The organism is Brachybacterium saurashtrense (genome assembly GCF_003355475.1).
In the GTDB taxonomy this organism is placed as follows: domain Bacteria; phylum Actinomycetota; class Actinomycetes; order Actinomycetales; family Dermabacteraceae; genus Brachybacterium; species Brachybacterium saurashtrense.
In genome coordinates, this window is sequence record NZ_CP031356.1 from 2,793,472 (window position 1) to 2,812,457 (window position 18,986).

Annotated in this window: 15 protein-coding genes; 7 read left to right on the forward strand and 8 right to left on the reverse strand. The window is 75.6% G+C overall.

The annotated features are described in order from the left end of the window. Positions 1-25: 25 nt before the first annotated feature. Entirely contained in the window at positions 26-760 is a 735-nt protein-coding gene (locus tag DWV08_RS12540; RefSeq protein WP_115414106.1) for a DedA family protein, read from the forward strand. After that, positions 757-1,791 carry an NAD-dependent protein deacetylase gene (locus tag DWV08_RS12545; protein WP_115414107.1) on the forward strand — a complete coding sequence of 345 codons (1,035 nt, stop codon included), beginning with the start codon at positions 757-759 and terminating at the stop codon, positions 1,789-1,791. The genes DWV08_RS12540 and DWV08_RS12545 overlap by 4 nt, the downstream gene beginning before the upstream one ends. Here the strand turns inward: DWV08_RS12545 and DWV08_RS12550 are convergent. Genes DWV08_RS12550 through DWV08_RS12575 form a run of 6 tightly spaced genes read right to left on the reverse strand, consistent with a single transcriptional unit; the run spans position 1,776 to position 9,459 of the window. Further along, positions 1,776-2,693: a hypothetical protein gene (locus tag DWV08_RS12550; RefSeq protein ID WP_115414108.1), complete on the reverse strand. Its 918-nt coding sequence runs from the start codon at positions 2,691-2,693 to the stop codon at positions 1,776-1,778. The genes DWV08_RS12545 and DWV08_RS12550 overlap by 16 nt on opposite strands. A 32-nt stretch (positions 2,694-2,725) precedes the next feature. Continuing rightward, positions 2,726-4,045: an acyl-CoA dehydrogenase family protein gene (locus DWV08_RS12555; RefSeq protein WP_115414109.1), complete on the reverse strand. Its 1,320-nt coding sequence runs from the start codon at positions 4,043-4,045 to the stop codon at positions 2,726-2,728. Beyond that, positions 4,042-5,844, reverse strand: a complete 1,803-nt coding sequence (locus DWV08_RS12560) for a dipeptide ABC transporter ATP-binding protein (protein WP_115414110.1) — start codon at positions 5,842-5,844, stop codon at positions 4,042-4,044. Before DWV08_RS12560 ends, DWV08_RS12555 begins: the two co-directional genes overlap by 4 nt. Continuing rightward, a complete protein-coding gene (locus DWV08_RS12565) occupies positions 5,841-6,737 on the reverse strand; it encodes an ABC transporter permease (protein WP_115414111.1) in 897 nt (298 codons plus the stop codon). Before DWV08_RS12565 ends, DWV08_RS12560 begins: the two co-directional genes overlap by 4 nt. Then, on the reverse strand, positions 6,734-7,801 hold the full coding sequence (locus tag DWV08_RS12570; protein WP_241237231.1) for an ABC transporter permease: 1,068 nt from the start codon (positions 7,799-7,801) through the stop codon (positions 6,734-6,736). The genes DWV08_RS12565 and DWV08_RS12570 overlap by 4 nt, the downstream gene beginning before the upstream one ends. Beyond that, positions 7,798-9,459: an ABC transporter substrate-binding protein gene (locus DWV08_RS12575; RefSeq protein WP_241237232.1), complete on the reverse strand. Its 1,662-nt coding sequence runs from the start codon at positions 9,457-9,459 to the stop codon at positions 7,798-7,800. Before DWV08_RS12575 ends, DWV08_RS12570 begins: the two co-directional genes overlap by 4 nt. Positions 9,460-9,745: 286 nt before the next feature. Between DWV08_RS12575 and DWV08_RS12580 the strand changes: the two genes are divergently transcribed. The 5 genes from DWV08_RS12580 to DWV08_RS12600 all read left to right on the forward strand — a co-directional run bounded on the left by DWV08_RS12580 (position 9,746) and on the right by DWV08_RS12600 (position 16,545). Then, complete coding sequence (locus DWV08_RS12580; RefSeq protein ID WP_115414113.1) at positions 9,746-11,176, forward strand: NtaA/DmoA family FMN-dependent monooxygenase; 1,431 nt, start codon at positions 9,746-9,748, stop codon at positions 11,174-11,176. 242 nt (positions 11,177-11,418) lie between these two features. Next, a complete protein-coding gene (locus tag DWV08_RS12585; RefSeq protein WP_115414114.1) occupies positions 11,419-12,195 on the forward strand; it encodes a LamB/YcsF family protein in 777 nt (258 codons plus the stop codon). Further along, positions 12,192-14,510 (forward strand): 5-oxoprolinase subunit B/C family protein, encoded by a 2,319-nt coding sequence (locus tag DWV08_RS12590; RefSeq protein ID WP_241237233.1) that lies wholly within the window; start codon positions 12,192-12,194, stop codon positions 14,508-14,510. Before DWV08_RS12585 ends, DWV08_RS12590 begins: the two co-directional genes overlap by 4 nt. Positions 14,511-14,522: 12 nt before the next feature. Beyond that, entirely contained in the window at positions 14,523-15,014 is a 492-nt protein-coding gene (locus tag DWV08_RS12595) for an NUDIX domain-containing protein (RefSeq protein WP_115414116.1), read from the forward strand. A gap of 118 nt (positions 15,015-15,132) precedes the next feature. After that, the gene (locus DWV08_RS12600) at positions 15,133-16,545 is read left to right on the forward strand and encodes an MFS transporter (protein ID WP_115414117.1); all 1,413 of its coding nucleotides are present in this window, start codon (positions 15,133-15,135) and stop codon (positions 16,543-16,545) included. Between the two features lie 95 nt (positions 16,546-16,640). On the opposite strand, the gene DWV08_RS12605 is transcribed toward DWV08_RS12600, so the two are convergent. Then, positions 16,641-17,108, reverse strand: a complete 468-nt coding sequence (locus tag DWV08_RS12605; RefSeq protein ID WP_115414118.1) for a ribose-5-phosphate isomerase — start codon at positions 17,106-17,108, stop codon at positions 16,641-16,643. A gap of 116 nt (positions 17,109-17,224) precedes the next feature. After that, entirely contained in the window at positions 17,225-18,958 is a 1,734-nt protein-coding gene (locus tag DWV08_RS12610) for a dihydroxyacetone kinase family protein (RefSeq protein ID WP_115414119.1), read from the reverse strand. Positions 18,959-18,986: the final 28 nt, after the last annotated feature.

The following is an 18,986-nucleotide window of genomic DNA, read 5'->3' on the forward strand; positions in this document are numbered from 1 at the left end:
CCTCGGGGGGACGGGAGGGCACGGAGTGGACGTCACCGCGCTCGCCCTGGCCCTGATGGAGCTGCTGGGCGGTCCCGGCACCGCGCTGGTGATCGCGGCGGAGGCGGTGTTCCCGCCGGTCCCCGGGGAGGTGCTGCTGCCCTTCGCCGGGGTGAGCGCCGCGGCGACCGGGCAGTCGGTGCTGGTGCCGCTGGCCTGGACCACGGCCGGGTCCGTGCTGGGCGGTCTGGCGGTGTACGGGGTGGGGCGCGCCCTGGGCCTGCGCCGCACGCGCGCTCTGGTGCGGCGCCTGCCGCTGCTGGAGGAGCGGGACGTGGACGCGGCGATGCGGTTCTTCGCCCGCTGGGGCTTCCCGGCCGTGGCCCTGGCCCGCTTCGTGCCGATGGTGCGCACCTTCATCTCGATCCCGGCCGGCATCGAACGGATGCCGGTGTGGCTGTTCGCGCTGGCCACCGGGCTGGGCTCCGGGATCTGGAATGCGGTGTTCGTGGTGGCCGGCTACCTGTTCGGGCAGGCGGGCGGGGAGCTGCTGGAGGGGTTCGTGCGGAGCTACTCCGCGATCGTGGCCGTGATCGGGGTGCTCGCCCTGGTGGGCTTCTCCCTCCAGCGGCTCCGCACCCGCCGCGACCGCCCTGACGCGGCCCCCTCGGCCTCGGACGCGCAGCCGCCGCAGGAGCGGCAGGAACCGCAGGAACCGCCTCCGCCGCGGGAGCCGACTCCGGGGCGGGAGCCGGGCGCACCCTCTACGCTCGAGGAATGAGCCGCGCCGAGGACCACCCGTCGCCCGTCGGGCCCGCGGCGGACGTCGGCCGCTGGTTCTCCACCGCCACCCGGCGCCCGCCGGACGCGCCCGGGCCCACCCGCGGCGGCCCGCGCCTGCCCGCCTGGGGGCCGATGGCGGGGGCGCAGTACGGGCTGCGCAGCGACGACGCCCACATCGACGCAGCGCTCGCGCAACTGCGCGGCCGCCCCGTCGCGGTGCTCACCGGGGCGGGGATGTCCACCGGCTCGGGCCTGCCGGACTACCGCGGCCGCGACGCGGTGCCCCGCTCCCCCATGACCTACCAGGAGTTCCTGGGGCACGATCTGGCCCGGCGCCGCTACTGGGCCCGTTCCACCGTGGGCTGGGAGCAGTTCCGCAGCGCCCGGCCCGGGACCGCGCACCGCCTGCTCGCGGCGCTGCACCCTGCCGCGTTCGAGGTCACCGCGGTGATCACCCAGAACGTGGACGGCCTGCACGCGGAGGCCGGCTCGGAGCCGGTGATCGACCTGCACGGGAGGCTGGACCGGGTGCGCTGCCAGCAGTGCGACGCCCTCTCCTCCCGCGCCGCCCTGCACCAGCGGATGCTCTCGATGAACCCCGCGCTCGCCGCGCGCCTGCCCGAGCTCGCCGCCGACGCCGCCCAGGCGCCCGACGGCGACGCCGAGGTGGACCGCACCAGCTCCTTCCGCTACCCGCCGTGCGCGCTGTGCGGCGGGATCCTCAAGCCCGACGTGGTGTTCTTCGGCGAGTCCGCGCGGCGCGAGGTGGTCGCCGCCGCCTTCACCGCCCTCGCGCGGGCCGAGGCGCTGCTGGTGCTGGGCTCCTCGCTCACCGTGCAGTCCGGGCTGCGGTTCGTGCGCGCCGCCCGCCGGGAGGGCAAGCCCGTGGTGATCCTCAACGACGGCCCCACGCGCGCCGATCCCGAGGCGACGGTGCGGGTGCACGGCCGGCTCGAGGACGTGCTCGCGCAGTGGGCACCGGCCGCGGCGCCTGCCCGGGCCCGGCCCCGGGCTCAGGCGCCGGGCTGAGGAGGGGCGCCGCCACCCACCAGCACGGTCGCCAGTGCGCGCAGCGAGGCGCCGTCCACGGCGCGGATCTCGAGGGGCGGGTCCGCGGCGGCCGGGTCGAGCGCCTCCATCGTGAGCACCCCGTCGGCCGTCGCGTAGGCGCTGAGCTGCTGGACGGAGCCGTCGCCCGTGCGCACCAGGGTGAGCACGGTGAGGGCGCGGGTCTGCGCGAGCCGGGCGGCGAACGGATGCTCCGGCAACGCCGAGCTGCGCACCCGCACGGGATCGCCCTCCGCCCCCGCGACCTCGGCGGGGTCCAGGAACGCGGCGAGGCGCGCGGCGGCCGACGCCGGGGTGAGCACGGTGAAACGGTGCAGGCCGTCGGCGGTGACCTCCTCCTCGAGCACCCCGCCCGGGTGGGTGAAGCAGTGCAGGCGGTGCACCTGCGGGCCGTCGCCCGTCTGGACGGTGCGCTCGGCGGTGGTGAACGACTCCGCGGTGCGGCGCAGCACCAGGCAGCCGGAGATCTCCGGCACCGCCCGCCAGCGCGGCCCCTCGCCGCCGGGCCCGGTGCGGGCGAGCACCTGGCCGGCGGCGAGCATGCCGCGCAGCGCGACGGCCGCGGCGAGGCGCTGCCGGTCGGGGTCCTGGTCGAGGTGCCGCTCCGCCCAGGGCCGGGCGACGAACTGCCGCCGCGCGTAGCCGTCGAGCGCGCTGATCTGCTCATCGCTCAGCACCACGACCGGGGCGGCCTCCTCGGGCCCGTCCCCGCCGCGCACGCGGTCCAGCAGCGCGCGGGCGGCGGCGACGTCCTCCGGGGTGTAGTGCAGCGGCTGTCCGGGGTCGGTGCCGCTGATCCCGGCGGGCAGGTCGGGACAGTCCGCCCGCGGGTCGGGGGCGGGGGCCGGGCTCGACGCGCTCATCCTCCGACGGTACCCGGGCGGCGGCGCCCACCTCAGCCCTTCGCCGGCGTCTCCCCGGTGGACCAGAAGTACAGCAGCCCGGTCCCGTTCAGCAGCCGATCGCCGATCGCGCGCTCCTGGTAGATGACGGGGTTGTGGGAGGCGAGGGTGCGGGCGTTGCGCCAGTGACGGTCCAGCGCCCGGGAGGTGGAGGTGGCCGAGGCGCCGCCCACCTCGAACAGCTCGGTGGTCACCGCGAGCACGTCCGGCACGGAGGTGAGCTGGGCCTGGATGGTGCGCAGCTCCGCCGCGTCGATCAGCGCCTCCCGCTCCTCCCCGGTGGCGGAGCGGGCCGTCTCCAGGGCGCGGGCGGCGGCGAGCACCGCGTCCTCCGCGGCGGCGACCCGGGCCGAGAGCCGGCCGATCACCTGCTGGACCAGCGGATCCTGCGCGGCGGTGGCGCCGGAGCCCTGGGAGTAGACGCGGGTGCGGGAGCGGACGAAGCCCACCGCGTCGCGCAGCGCCGCCCGGCCCGCCCCCACCAGGGAGGAGAGCAGCACCAGCTGCAGGAAGGAGGTCTGGGTGGTGGGGACGCCGTCCCCGCCCCGGGGCCGCACCCGCACCTGCGCGGCCGGCACGTGCACGCCCTCGAAGAGGGAGGAGCCACTGCCGGTGAGGATCTGGCCGAAGCCGTCCCAGTCGTCGCGCAGGGTCACGCCGGGGGCGTCCGCCGCGACGGTGACGCGGGCACGGCCGCCGTCCTCGGTGCGGGCGGAGACGTCGATCCAGTCCGCGAACAGGGACCCGGTGGAGTAGTGCTTCTCCCCGTCCAGCCGGTACCCGTCGCCGTCGGCGACCACGGTGGTGGCGAGGTCGCCCACGGTCGCGGTGCTGCGCTCGTGGCTGGCGTTGCCGATCACGTCCCCGCGCGCGATCGCCTCCAGGCGGTGCACGTCGGTCTCGTCCAGCGCGCCGCCCAGCAGCTCCTCGACGTGGGAGAAGTGGGCGCGCAGCAGCTGGGGCAGGTTCGAGTCCGCCTCCCCGAGATCGATGAGCAGGCGGAAGAACGTCTCGATCCCGGCCCCGTGGCCGCCGTGGGCGGCCGGGACCGTGACGGCGGTGAAACCGGCCTCGGCGAGCGCCCGCACCTCGGCGTGGGGCAGGCGGCGCTCGCGGTCCCGGGCCGGGGCGCCCGCGGCGATCTCGGCCAGCAGCGGGGCGAAGCGCTCCCGCAGCGCGGCGTGGTCGCCCTGCGCCGCCGGGGTGGCGGCGGCGCGGCGGGCGGCCTCCGCGAGGCGTGCGGCGCCGTCGTCGACGGCCCCGCCCTCGGGCGCCGCGGCGGGGCGGGTGGTGGTCTCGGCGGTGGCGGTCATGCGATCTCCTCGAGCTCGGGGTGGGGAAGGGCGGCGACGAGCTGCCGGGTGTAGGGGTGGCGGGGCGTGTGCAGCACCTCGTCGGCGGTGCCGGATTCCACGACGCGGCCGTGCTGCATCACCAGCACCCGGTCGCTGACGTGGTGGATCACGCCCAGATCGTGCGAGATGAACAGGTGGGCGGTGCCGAGGGCCTGCTGCAGGTCCGCCAGCAGGTCCAGCACCTGTGCCTGCACGGAGACGTCCAGGGCGGAGACGGGCTCGTCCAGCACCAGCACCTCCGGGTCGGTGGCCAGCGCCCGCGCGATCGCGACCCGCTGGCGCTGGCCGCCGGAGAGGGTGAGGGGGTGCCGGTGCGCGAGGGCGGGATCCAGGCCGACGGCGCGCAGCAGCGCGGCGATGCGGGCGGTGCGGTCGCCGCCCGAGCCATCCCGCGCGGGCCCGGTCCCCCTCTCCCGCCTGACCGACGGGAGCGCGTCGGCGAGGGTGCGGCCCACCGTCCAGCGCGGGTCGAAGGAGGAGAGCGGATCCTGCTGCACCACGGCGATGCGGCGACGGCGCGGCCGCCGGCGTCGCTCCGGGATGCCCGTCCACGGCTCCCCGTCGAGGGTGACGTGCCCGGCAGTGGGCTCGGTGAGGGCCAGCGCCATCGCCGCGGCGGTGGACTTCCCGGAGCCGGACTCGCCGACGATCCCGAGGGTCTCCCCCGCGCACAGCTGGAAGGAGACGTCCTCGACGACGCGGCGCAGTCGACCGTCGGGGCCGCGGTAGCTCTTGGAGAGCCCCTCGGCGACCAGCACCGGCCGGGACGTCGCGGGCCCGGGCCCGTCGGCCTGCTCCCGCCCGACGGGCCGGCGAGCGGCGTCGGCCCCCGTGCCGCCCTCAGGCCGCGCGAGCTCGTCGGCCCCCGTGGTCCCGTCGGCCCGTGCCCTCTCGGCGCGCGGGGACAGGCTGATGGGTGCGGGCGGGAGGTCCGAGAGCCGCCTCCCGCGGGAGCCGGCCGAGGGGATCGCGGCCAGGAGGCGCCGGGTGTACGGATCCTGCGGCGCGGCGAGCACCTGCGAGGTGGGGCCCTCCTCGACCACGCGGCCGTGGTGCATCACCAGCACGTGGTCCGCGAGGCGCTCCACCACGGAGAGGTCGTGGCTGATGAGGATCAGGGCGCGGCCGGCGGCGAGGTTCTGCTGCAGCAGCTCCAGGATCTGGGCCTGCACCGTGACATCTAGCGCGGTGGTGGGTTCGTCGGCGATGAGCACCTGCGGGTCCAGGGCGAGGGCGGCGGCGATCAGGGCGCGCTGGCGCAGCCCGCCCGAGAGCTCGCTGGGCAGCTGCCGGGCGCGCAGCGCCGGCTCGGGCACGCTCACCGAGGCCAGCAGCTCCTGCACCCGCTGGGGCCGTTCGGCGCGCGGCACCCCGTGCACCCGCAGCGGTTCGGCGATCTCGGTGCCCACCCGCCGCAGCGGGTCCAGGGAGACCAGCGCGTCCTGGAGCACGTAGCCGAGGCGGCGACCGCGCACCTCGCGCAGCGCCTGCTCCGAGGCGGTGAGCACGTCCACGCCCACGTCGAGCGTCGTCGCGGAGACCTGGGCCCCCGGGCCGTTCAGGCCCAGCAGGGCGCGGGCCGTCACGGACTTGCCCGAGCCGGATTCGCCCACGATCCCCACGCACTGCCCGGGGCGCAGGGTGAAGGAGACGTCGTGGACCACCTCGTGGCCGTCGAAGGCGATGGCGAGGTCCTGGACGGCGACCAGGGGCGGGGCCGCGTGTCGGGCAGTGGCGCGGGCGGCGGTGGGGGTCATCGCAGGGCTCCTGCATCGGTGGCGCGCTGGAGGTGCCGCCCGAGGACGGTCAGCGACAGGGTGAACAGCACGATCGTCAGGCCGGGGAAGAGGTCCATCCACCAGGCCTGCTGGATGTAGGTGCGGCCGGCGTTGAGCATCGCGCCCCACTCGGCGGTGGGCGGCTGCACGCCCATGCCCAGGAAGCCCAGCGCCGCCGCCCACACGATCGCCTGGCCGATCCCGAGGGTGACCAGCACCGTCAGCGGTCGGAAGGCGTTCGGCAGGATGGTGCGCAGCAGGATCCGCACCGGCGGGTGGCCCAGCGCGCGGGCCGCCTCGACGTAGGCGCTGCCGCGCACCACCAGCACCTGGCCGCGCACCATGCGGGCGTAGCCGGGCATGGTGGCCAGGCCCACCGCCACCATCTGGGTGACGGCGCTGTTGCCGTACACGGCGATGAGGATGAGGGCCAGCAGGATGCCGGGGAAGGCGTAGAGCACCTCGATCACGCGGGTCACGGCGCCATCGGCGATCCGGCCGCCGAGCCCGCCCAGCAGCCCCAGCACCAGGGCGCCGGCCAGGCCGATCGCGGTGGCGCCAATCCCGATCACCAGCGACTGGCGGGCGCCGTGGACCACGCGGCTGTACACGTCGCGGCCCGACTGGTCGGTGCCGAACACGTGCTCGGCGCTGGGCGGGGCGAAGCTCTCCGAGAGGCTGATCTCCAGCGGGTCGTGCGGGGCGAGCAGGTCCGGCACCAGCGCGGCGAGCAGCACCACGGCCACCACGGCGCCGGCGGCGACCAGGCCCGGCCGGATCCTCGCCGGGCGGCGGCGTCGGGCGCGGCCCGGCGCGGGAGCGGTCTCCTGCGCGGCGGCGGGAGCGGGAGCGGGCGGGGCGAGAGTGGTCATGAGGCACGTCCGATCGCGTGGCGGAGACGGGGATCGACCAGCACGGAGGCGAGGTCGGAGAGGATGTTCGCCACCACGTAGACCACGGCGACCACGAAGGTCACCCCGATCACGAGCGGCAGGTCCTGCGCGGTGACGGCGGCGACCAGCACCTGGCCGATGCCCTGGCGGGAGAAGATCACCTCGACCACCACCGCGCCGGAGATCAGGGAGCCCAGCCCCCAGCCGGACAGCGCGATGCCGGGCAGGGCCGCGTGGCGCAGCACCTGGCGCCGCCGCACCTGGCCGGGCCGCGCGCCGCGGGAGAGGGCGGAGAGCACGAACGGCTGGCGCAGGGCGGCGTCGAACTCGTCCCGTGTGACCTGGGCGAGGAACCCGCCCAGCGGGATCCCCAGGGTGAGGGCGGGCAGCACCAGCCCGGCCGGGCCGTCGTCCACCACGGGCAGCCACTGCAGCACCACGGCGAACACCACCAGCAGCACCACGCCCAGCCAGAAGTGGGGCAGCGCCGCGCACACCACCTCGACCGCGGCGCCGAGCCGGCCCCAGCGGCCCGGGCGCCCCGCGGTGGCGAGGGTGAGCACGATCGCGAACGCCCAGGCGATCAGCAGCGCCGCGCCGGTGAGCTGCAGGGTGGGGGTGATCTGCTCGGCGACGATCGAGACCACGGACTGCTTCATCGTGTAGGACTCGCCGAGGTCCAGCACCAGCAGACCGGCGAGGAAATGCCCGTACTGGACCAGCACCGGCTGGTCGAAGCCGTACTGCGCCCGCACCGCCTCGAGGGTCTCCTCCGGCGGGTTCGCGGAGGCGCCGCCGAGGATCGTCAGCGCCGGGTCCCCCGGCACCAGGTGCTGCAGGAAGAACACGATCGTCGCCACCGCCCACAGCAGCAGCGCGGAGGAGGCGAGCGTGGTGAGGACCCGGCGGGCCAGCACTCGTGCGCGGCCGGCGCGCGCGGGTCCCGGGCCTGCGGGGCCGCCCGGCCGGGCGGCGTCGGCCGGGCCCGGCGTCTCGCTGCGGGGGCCGACGGGCGCGGCCTCGGGGTGCGTGGTGGTGGTCATCGCGGGTCTCCATCCCGGAGCAGGTGGGCGTCGTGGAGGACCGGCTCGCCCTCGCTGGGCTCGATCCAGATGTCCGCGACCAGGTCGGAGCGGATCGCGAGCCGGGTCTGGATCGGGTAGAGCGGGATGTGCCAGGCCTGGTCGGTGAGCAGCTCTTGGGCGCGGGAGTACAGCTCCTGCTGGCGCTCCGGATCGGTGGTGGCGGCGGCCTCGAGCAGGGTCTGGTCCAGCTCCTCGTCGTAGGCGTAGGAGACGTTCTGGCCGTTGTCGATCTCGTAGGTCTCCTGCGAGAACTTGATGTACATGACCCCGGCGGTGGGGCTGTTCCAGTACCCGGCGCGGATGTCGAAGGCGGTGGGGTCGCGGCGGATCGCGGTGAGGGAGGCGGCGTCGGTGGGGATCAGCTGCACGTCCACCCCCACCCGGCGCTCCATCGCCTGGAAGTTCTGGAGGATGGTGAGATCCGCGGGCGGCGTCTCCCCGGGATCGGAGGCGTAGGGCAGGCGCAGGGTGAGCCGCTGCCCGTCGCGGGTGCGGACCCCGTCCTCGTCCCGGCCCGTCCACCCGGCCTCGTCCAGCAGGGCGTTCGCGCGCGCCTCGTCGTAGGGGTAGGGCTGGTGGTAGGCCTCGTCGTAGAACGGGGTGCCGGTGGAGATCGCGTTGCCCTCGTAGGGGAACACCCCGGCATAGGCGCTGGTGACGATCCCGGGCGCGTCCGCGGCGTGCACCAGGGCGCGGCGCACCCGGCGGTCCCCGAGCGCCGTGTTCGTGGTGTTGAGGTCCAGGGCGAAGGGCACGCAGGAGTGCACGAAGTCCTGCGTCCGGACCCGGTCGTCGGCCTGCGCGGTGGGCACCTGCTCGGGCGGCAGGTTGAAGATCGCGTGCACCGCCCCGGAACGCAGCGCCCCGTAGCGGGCGGTGTTGTCCTTCAGGAAGCGCCAGGTGAGCTTCTCGACGTAGGCGGGGCCCTGGTGCCTCGCGTCGGCGGGGGCGGAGGTGTAGTCCTCGTTGCGCACCATCACCACCTCCTGGTTGCGCCGCCACTCGACCACCTTGAAGGGGCCGGTGCCCACGGGCGCCTCGCAGTTCGCGGTGAGGCCGCGACCCATCGCCTTCGGGGACTCGATGCCGAAGAACGCCTGGGCGAGCACGGTCAGCAGCGGCGAGTAGGGGCGCTTCAGCGTCACCCGCACCACGTGCTCGGAGAGCGACTCGGAGGAGACGAAGTACGGCGAGAGGTACAGCAGCGCGGTGGAGGACTGGGTGGCCGGATCCATGATCTGGTCGAAGTTCGCCACCACCGCGTCGGCGTCCAGCACCTCCCCGTCGTGGAAGCGCACGCGCTGCTTCAAGGTGAAGTCGTAGACGAGGCCGTCCTCGGAGATCTCCCACGACTCCGCCAGCCAGGGCACCACGCTGCCGTCGGGCCGCATCGACACCAGCGAGTCGAGGTACTGGCGGGCGATGTACGTCTGGGGCATGTCCCCGCTGTTGTGGGGGTCCAGGCAGGTGGGCTCGCGGTCGGTGGCGAAGATCAGCTCACCGCCCTCGCGGGTGCCGGCGGGCAGCTCCGCGGCCGGGGCCGCGCCGCCGCAGGCGCTGAGCACGGAGCCGGCTCCCGCGGCGGCGAGGCCGGTCATGAGGGTTCGTCGGCGCACGGGAACTCCTTCGGCCGGTGGTGTCGAGGGGTCCGCCCGGGCGTCGAGGAACGCCGCGGAGGCGGTGCTCGGGGACTCCCGAACACAGGCGACACTAAGGACGGCCACAACCTCCGCCTAGCACCGTGACGGAGCGCGAACGGCGATGACGGGGCTGTGTCCGCGGATGTCCCCCGGTATCGGAGGCCGGTCACGGGGCGTCATCGGGGGTCACGGGAGGTGCACGGCGGGGCGGGGCCGCGTGAGGCTGTCCGCACCACCGCCCCCTGCCGATCGGAGCCCCCTCATGGCCCCCAAGCCGCTGATCCTGAACCTCTTCGAGATGAACTGCGTGGGCCACATCACGCACGGACTGTGGCGCCTGCCGGACAACCACCGCCACCGCTACACGGACCTCGACTACTGGACGGAGCTGGCGCGGATCGCCGAGGACGGCGGGTTCACGGCGATCTTCCTCGCCGACGTGGTGGGGGCGTACGACGTGTACGGCGGCTCCGCGGAGACGGCGCTGCGTGAGGGGCTGCAGATCCCCAACAACGACCCGATGCTGGTGGTCCCGGCGATGGCGGCGGTGACCGAGGACCTCGGCTTCGGCATCACCTTCTCCACCAGCTACGAGCCGCCGTTCTCCTTCGCGAGGCGGATGTCCACCCTGGACCACCTCACCAAGGGCCGGGTGGGCTGGAACATCGTCACCTCCTACCTGCCGAACGCCGCGCGGAACTTCGGCCTGGCCGAGGAGATCGAGCACGACCACCGCTACGAGATCGCCGACGAGTACCTCGAGGTGCTGTACAAGCTGTGGGAGGGCTCCTGGGACGAGGGCGCCGTGGTGCGGGACGCGGAGGGGAACGTGTACACCGACCCCGCGAAGGTGCACCGCATCGACCACGTGGGGGAGAACTTCTCGGTGGCGGGGCCGCACCTGTCCGAGCCGTCCCCGCAGCGCACGCCCACCCTGATCCTCGCCACCGCCTCCCCGGCGGGAGCGCTGCGCGCAGGCCGGCACGCGGAGATGGTGTTCACCCACGGCCCGCTGCTGGAGCGCACCGTCCCGGCGGTGCGCGCCGCCGCGGAGGAGGCGGGCCGCGACCCGCTCGACCCGAAGTTCGTGGTGCAGGCGGCGGTGATCACCGCCCCCACCCAGGAGGAGGTGGACGCGAAGCTCGCGCAGTACCGCGAGCACCGCTCCACCGAGGGGATGCTGGTGCACCAGTCGGTGCCGCTCCGCGCCCTCGACCACCCGCGCGAGCGCACCATCGCCGAGGCGCTCGAGATCGAGGGGCTCCCGGCGGACACCCCCGTGGGCCGCAAGGGGGCGCACGAGACGATCGGCGACCTGCTCGACGCGGTGGACGAGGCCTGGCAGGACAGGTTCTTCGTGGCGGGGACGCCCGAGGTGGTGGCCGACGCGATCGAGCACTGGCTGGACGTGGACGGCATCGACGGCATCAACCTGCGCCAGTACCACTCCTTCGACACGGTGCGGGACTTCGCGGAGCTGGTCTCCCCGATCCTGCGCGAGCGGGGACGCCTGCCGCAGCGCGGCGCGAGTGCTGGAGCTGGAGCTGGGGCTGGGGCTGGGGCTGGGGCTGGGGCTGGGGCTGGGGCTGGGGCTGGGGCGACGCTGCGCTCGCGCCTGACCGGTACCGACCGTCTCCCGGCGGAGCACCCCGCGGCCGCCCAGCGCGGCGCCTTCGTCGGCCACGGGGTCTGAGCACGGGGGCCGCGCCGAGAGGGCGTTCCGCGCCGTTGCACGCGTGGCGTGGAAACGTCCAGCCCGGCCGGCCCGGCCCGCACAGGAGCGGGGTTCCGCGGCCTTGCACGCGTGGCACCGAAACGTCCACGCCGACCGCCCCGCCGTGCCGGAGCGGCATGCTGCGCCCGTGCACGCGTGGCATCGAAACGTCCAGGGCGCACAATGGGACCGACCGATCTCGGACGAAGGAGCCGTTCCGCATGCCCTCGCACGCCTCTCCCGCGCTGTCCCTCGACCTCAACGCCGATCTGGGAGAGGGCTGGGGCGACTGGTCGATGGGGGACGACGCCGCCATGCTCGACGTGGTGACCACCGCGAACGTCGCCTGCGGCGGGCACGCCGGGGACGGCGGGACGATGCGTGCCGCGTGCCGCGCCGCCGCCGCGCGCGGGGTCGCGATCACCGCCCACGTCGCCTACCCGGACCTGCAGGGCTTCGGACGGCGCTTCGTGGACATCGCCCCGTCGGACCTCACCGACCAGGTGGTGGTGCAGGCCGGTGCACTGCAGGCGATGGCCCGCGCCGAGGGCACCGCGGTGCGGGGCGTGAAGCCGCACGGCGCCCTGTACAACACACTGGCCCACCACGAGGCGCAGGCCGGGGCGGTGGTGCGGGCGCTGACGGAGCTCGGGGACCTGCCGCTGGTGGCCGCGCCCGGTGCCGTGGCCGTCGGCGTCGCGGAGGAGGCGGGGCTCGAGGTGGTGCTGGAGGGGTTCGCCGATCGCGCCTACCTGCCGGACGGCACCCTCACCCCGCGCCGCGTGCCGGGGGCGGTGCTCACGGAGGCGTCGGCCGTGACGGCGCAGGCGCTCGCGATCGCGACGGAGCAGCGGGTGCGCACGGCCGACGGGGAGTGGATCCCGCTGCCGGTGCGCTCGCTGTGCCTCCACGGCGACACCCCGGGGGCGGTGTCCCTGGCGCGCACGGTCCGCGCCGCGCTCGAGGACGCCGGTGTGCGCCTCCAGGCGGTGCTGTGAGCACAGGGCGTGGCTCCGGGCGGGACACGGCTGGCCACCCGGCCTCGCAGCCTGATTCCGCCGCGCGCCCCGCACGCACGCCGGGCGACGCGTCCTCGCGGTCGGTCGCCACGGCCTCCGGGGTGCTGGCCGCGCCGCGGTCGGTGCACCGCGCCGGGGAGACCGCCCTGCTCGCGGAGTACCCGGACACCCCCTCCGTGCTCGCCGCCGCCGCCGCGGTGCGTGCCCTCGCCCCGCCGCACCTGCTCGAGGCGGTGCCGGCCGAGCGCACGCTGCTGCTGGTGGCCGTCGCCGCCCGGGACCTCCCCGAGCTCGCCGCGCTGCTGCAGCACCTGCCCGCCGCGAGCGCCGACGCCGACGCGGCCGCCGAGGTGACCGTGGGGATCGTGTACGACGGGGAGGACCTCGCCGACGCCGCGTTGCTGCTGGGCATGAGCACGGAGGCGCTGATCGCCGCGCACAGCGGCACCGGCTGGGTCGCGGCCTTCGGCGGCTTCGCGCCCGGCTTCGCCTACCTGCTGCCGGAAGCCCCCTCGCACGGCGCCGCTCGCGATGGAGGCGGCGCTGCCGGTGGGGGCGCCTCTGCCGGCGGAGACACCACTGCTGGCGGAGGCACCACTGCTGGCGGGGGCCGCGCACCCGGTGGAGGCGGCGCGCCCTCCCCCGCGACCGCGCCCGCCGACGGGGTCGCGTCCTCGCCCGTCGGCCCGCCGTGGGACGTGCCGCGCCGGGCCGAGCCGCGCACCGCCGTGCCCGCCGGCGCCGTGGGCCTGGCCGCCCGCTACTGCGGCATCTACCCCCGCGAATCCCCCGGCGGCTGGCAGCTGATCGGCCGCAGCGACGCCGTGCTGTTCGACCCGGACCGGGAGCCGCCCGCGCTGCTCACGCCGGGCACACGGGTGCGCTTCGCGCCGGAGCGGCCGACGGCGCGGGCCGGGTGCACGACGGCGGCCACGGCGCGGGCCGGGGGCACGACGGGGGCCGGAGCAACGGCAGCGCCCGCCGAGGCGTCCGGGCCCTCGGCCGGGACGGCACCGCCGCCTGCCGGGGCGGCCCGGCCCACGGCCGGGACGCCGGTGCTCGAGGTGGTCTCCCCCGGTCCGCTGGCCCTGCTCGAGGACGCCGGCCGGCCGGGCCGGGCCGCGAGCGGCGTCACCGCCTCCGGGGCGTTCGACCGCGGCGCGATGCTGCGGGCGAACCTGGCCGTGGGCAATCCCGCCCGCGCCGCGGTGCTCGAGGTCGCCCTGGGACCGGTGACGCTCCAGACCCTCGCCCCCACGGTAGTCGCGCTCGCCGGTGCCCGCGCTCCGCTGCGGGTGCAGCGCGCCGCGGCCGAGACCGCCCCGACCGAGTCCGCCGCCGACGCCTCGGCGGACGCCCCTGTGCTGACGTTCGACCCCGCGACGTCGGCAGAGCGTCCGATCGCGCTGGATCCCGGGGACCGGCTCACCGTAGGCCCGGCGACGGACGGGCTGCGCCTGGTGCTCGCGGTGCGCGGCGGGCTGCGGGGCGCCGCGGCGGACGGGCGCGAGCCCGTGCTCGGCTCGTGGTCACGGGACACCCTCTCCGGGCTGGGCCCGGCGCCGCTGCGCGCCGGGGACGTGCTGTGCGCCGGCCCGCAGAACGGCCTCGACGCGGTCACGACGGCGCTGCCCCCGGTGGTGCCGGCGCCCCGCACACCCCGTCATCGCGCCGTGCCGGAGCGCGAGCAGGACATCGCGGTGCAACTCCCCCACGGCACGGGCCAGGTGGCTGGTCCGGAGGTGGTCGCGGCCGCCGTCGCCGTCGCCGCTCTCACCACGGACGGGGACGCCGCCGCCCCCGATGACGGTCCAGGCGATGCCGCCCCCACGGACAGCGCATCCGGCGTGGACAGCGCATCCGGTGCGGACGGCGCATCGATCGTGGACGACGCACCGCGCACCGACGGCACCGCGCGCACGGCCCCGTCGGCCGCCGCGCCGGAGCCGCGGGAGATCGCGGTGCACGTGGGCCCGCGCGACGGCGTGCTGGGCGAGGCCGCCCTCGCGGCGCTGCTGGGCACCGAGTGGCGGGTGCGACCGGACTCGGACCGGGTGGGGGTGCGGCTCGACGGCGCGGCGCTGCCGGTCCCGGAGGGCTCCGGGACGCTGCCCAGCGAGCCGATGGTGCCCGGCGCGATCCAGGTGCCGCCCTCCGGCCTGCCGGTGGTGTTCGGTCCCGACCATCCCACCACCGGCGGCTATCCGGTGATCGCCGTGGTCACGCGGGCGGGCCTGGACCTGCTCGCGCAGTCGACCGCCGGGACGGCCCTGCGGTTCGTACGGGCGCAGTGACACGATGGCGGCATGCCGCGACTGCTGCCCGAGCCCGCCTACTTCGCGACCCTGCCCAAGGTGATCACCTCCGGCGCCGTGATCCTGCGCGACGAGCACGATCACCTCGTGATCGAGAAGCCGAACTACCGCGACCACTGGCTGCTGCCCGGCGGCGGGGTGGATGCCGGTGAGGACCCGCGCCGCTGCGCGCAGCGGGAGGTGCACGAGGAGCTCGGTCTGGACATCGAGGTGGGTCGCCTGCTGGGCGTGGACTGGCTGCCCGCCAGCGCCGAGCGCAGCGCCCCGATGGGGGCGCACTTCCTGTTCGACGGCGGCGTGCTCCCCCGCGCCGAGCTCGAGGCGCGCGTGGTCCCCCAGGCGGCCGAGCTCGACGACTGGGCGCTGATCCCCGAATCGCAGGCGCACCTGCTCTCCCCCTGGGGTGCGGCGCGCGTGCAGCGAGCGCTCGCCGTGCTGCGCGGCGAGGCCGAGGCGGACCTCATCCCACACGCGCTGCGCTGACCTGCGGCGCGCCCGTCGGGGGATCACGTGCTCACACGCCCGCGGGTGGTCCGCTCCGCACGTCCCGCGCCCGGTGCGGGATGATGTGCCCGTCCCCTCCCCGTCGACGGAGAAGAGCATGACCCCCTCGACCCCCACCGCCCCATCGGCCCCCGCCGCCGGGTCCCTCACCCGGTCGCAGCGCCTGGACCGACTCCCCTTCACCCGCCGGCACGGCAGGCTCCTGGGCGCCTCCGGCATCGGCTGGGCGCTCGACGCGATGGACGTGGGCCTGATCAGCTTCGTCATCGCCGCGCTGTCCGTGCACTGGGAGCTGTCCAAGGCGGACGGCTCCCTCATCGCCTCCGCCGGGTTCGCCGGCATGGCGATCGGCGCGAGCGTGGGCGGGCTGCTGGCCGACCGCCTGGGCCGACGCTTCGTCTTCGCCCTCACCCTGCTGGTGTACGGCCTGGCCACGGGGGCGTCCGCGCTCGCGATGGGCGTGGGCGCGCTGATCGTGCTGCGCTTCGTGGTGGGGCTGGGGCTCGGCGCCGAGCTGCCCGTCGCCTCCACCCTGATGAGCGAGTTCGCGCCGGCCCGGATCCGCGGCCGCGTGATCGTGTGGCTGGAGGCGTTCTGGGCGCTGGGCTGGATCCTCGCCGCCGTGATCGGCACCTTCGTGGCCGCCTCGGGGCCGACGGGGTGGCGCTGGGCGCTCGCGGTGGGCCTGGTGCCCGCCGTCTACTCGCTGGTCATCCGCCTGGGCATGCCCGAATCGGTGCGCTTCCTGGAGAAACAGGGACGGCACGAGGAGGCCGAGCGCGTGGTGCGCGGCTTCGAGGACGCCGCCGGGGTCGCCTCGCCCACGCACGCGAGCGCACCGGCCGACGGGACCGAGGACGACTCCGGCCGGGTCGCGGCCGACGAGGTGGGCGCGATCCCCGCCGCCGATCAGGTCGCCGCGAGCGGCGGCATCTGGTCGCGCCCGCTGCGCGCCCGCACCGCCGGGCTCTGGGCGGTGTGGTTCTGCATCAACCTCTCCTACTACGGCGCGTTCATCTGGATCCCCACGCTGCTGGTGGACCGCGGGTTCGACCTCACCCGCTCCTTCACGTTCACGCTGATCATCACGCTCGCCCAGATCCCCGGCTACGCCGTGGCGGCCTGGCTCATCGAGGTGCTGGGCCGGCGCTGGACCCTCACCGTGTTCCTCGCCGGCTCGGCCCTGGCCGCCACCGCCTACGGCCTCGCCGACTCCGAGGCCACGATCATCGCCGCCGGCTGCGCGCTGAGCTTCTTCAACCTGGGCGCCTGGGGCGCGCTGTACGCGATCGGTCCGGAGCTGTACCCCACCCGGGTGCGCGGCACCGGCACCGGTGCCGCGGCCGCGTTTGGGCGCATCGCCTCGATGCTCGCCCCGTTCCTGGTGCCGGTGCTGCTGGTCGCGGGCGGGCAGTGGCTCGTGTTCACCGTCTTCGGCCTCGCCTTCGCCCTCGCCGCCGCCGCGGCCTTCACCCTGCCCGAGCAGCGGGGGAAGGCGCTGGCGGAGTAGGGCCGGGGCGGCGCCGCGGGCCCGGCGGGATCGGGGCTGCCGGACGGGATCGGGGCGGGCCGGTGCCGCGGGGCGGCACCGGTGGCCGCGTCAGATCACTTCTCGAGCGAGCCGTCGTAGGCGCAGATCGCGTCGACCTTCGCGGCGGAGCTGGAGGCGGGATCGAACTCGAGGTCCAGCCACACCTTCACCAGCTCCTTCGCGAGCTCCAGCCCGATCACGCGCTCGCCCATGCACAGCACCTGCGCGTTGTTCGACAGCACCGAACGCTGCACCGAGTACAGATCGTGCGCGGTGACGGCGCGGATCCCGGAGACCTTGTTCGCCGCGATCGCGACGCCGAGGCCCGTGCCGCAGATCAGCAACGCCCGGTCCGCCTCGCCGGCGGCGATCTTCTCCGCCGCCTCGACCGCGACGTTCGGGTAGTAGGTGCCGTCCTCGCGGCCGGTCACGCCCACGTCGAGGACCTGATCCACGCGGGGATCGGCCTCGAGCAGCTCTGTCAGCGCGCTCTTGTGGCCGTACCCGGCGTTGTCGGATCCGGTGATGATTCGCCAGCCCATGTGACTCTCCTTCGTGATGGTCGAGGTCGGCTCCCGTGAGGAGCCTTCCACCTGTTCAACGCCTCGGGTCGCCGACGACTTCCTGTCCGGGCCCGGCCGACCGATCGCTCAGCCGCTCAGCCGGCCAGCTTCTCGCCGAGCAGGGTGACGATCTTCGAGAACGAGATCGCGCCGGGGTCCGGGGTGCCCACGGACTTGTCGCCGTGGTTGCGGGCCCGGCCCATGGTGGCGGCGATGTCGGCGGTGGCCTCGGCGGCCTCGACGGCGCGGGCGGCGGCGGTGGCCACCACGGTCGCGGCCGTCTCGGCGGGCCCGTCGGCGTCCGCTCCCCCGGCCTGGCTGAGCGCGATCGCCTCGCGGAAGGGCACCGCGGCGTCCACCATCGTCTTGTCGCCGGGCGTCGCCCCGCCCAGGCGCTCGATCGCCTCGACCGCCTGCACCAGGCCGGTGAGCAGCTGGTCACCGGTCGCCGCGGCGTCGTCGGAGAAGGCGCTGCCCAGGCTGGTCAGGGCCGCGCCCCAGAGCGCGCCGGAGGTGCCACCGGCCTCGGCGGACCAGGCCGCGCCGGCCTGCACCAGCACCGTGCGGGCGCCGCCGTCGGCCGCGACCACGCGCTCGGCGGCGGCGCGGGCGGCCGTCGCCCCCAGCACCATGCCCTGGCCGTGGTCTCCGTCCCCGGCCACCTGGTCCATGCGACCCAGCTCCGGCTCCAGATCGCGCAGCAGCTCCTCGACTGCGCCCAGGTGGGCGAGGATCCGCTGCGCGGAGGCGCGGGAGTCCTCGGAGGCCTCCGGGATCGGGTCCTCGCCGGGGGTGTACACCCCGTCCCGCTCCTCGCCGAGGTCGCCGCCCACGGTGCCGCCGCGGCGGAAGGCGGGGGCATCCGCCGGGGCGAGCCACAGCTGCTCCAGCTCCTCATCGAGCCGCATCACGGTGAGGGAGAGGCCGGCCATGTCGAGGCTGGTCACGTGCTCGCCCACCTCGGGGCGCACCACCGTCAGGCCCGCCTCGGCCAGGAGCTCGGCGCAGTGCTTCCACACCACGAACATCTCCTCGTACTTCACGGTGCCCAGGCCGTTCAGCACCACGGCCGCGCGCTCGGAATCGAGCTCCGGGGTCTCCGCGAGCACGCCGTCCACCAGCACCTTCGCGAGCTCCTTCGCGCTCGGCATGGGCTGCTCGTCGATGCCGGGCTCGCCGTGGATGCCCAGGCCGATCGCCATCCGCCCCTCGGGGACGTGGAACAGGGCGTCCTCGGCGCCGGGCAGGGTGCAGCCGTCGAAGGCCACGCCGAGCGAGCGGGTGGCGTCGTTCGCCTTCCAGGTGAGGCGCTCGGCCTCGGCGAGGTCGGCACCGGCCTGGATCGCGGCGCCGGCGATCTTGAACACCGGCAGGTCGCCGGCGATCCCGCGGCGGTCGCGGTGCTCGCCCTTCGCGCCGGAGGCGACGTCATCGCTGACGGCGACGATGCGCACGTCGATCCCCTCGGCGCGCAGCTTCTCCGCGGCGACGCCGAAGTGGAGCACGTCCCCGGCGTAGTGGCCGAAGCCGAGGATCACGCCGCCGCCGTTCTCGGCGTTCTTCGCCACCGAGTACACCTGGTCGGAGGACGGCGAGGAAAAGATGTTCCCGCACGGGGCGCCGTGCGCGAAGCCGGGGCCCACCCAGCCGGCGAAGGCCGGGTAGTGGCCGGAGCCGCCGCCGACGACGAGCGCGGGCTGCCCGGCCGGGGTGCGTCGGGCGCGCACCACGCCGCCGTGCACGCGCAGCAGCCCCTCGGGGTGCGCGGCCACGAGCCCCTCCACGGCGTCATGGGGGAAGGTCTTCGGATCGTCGAACAGATAGGTCACGGCACTCTCTTCTCGTCTGCGAGCGGGA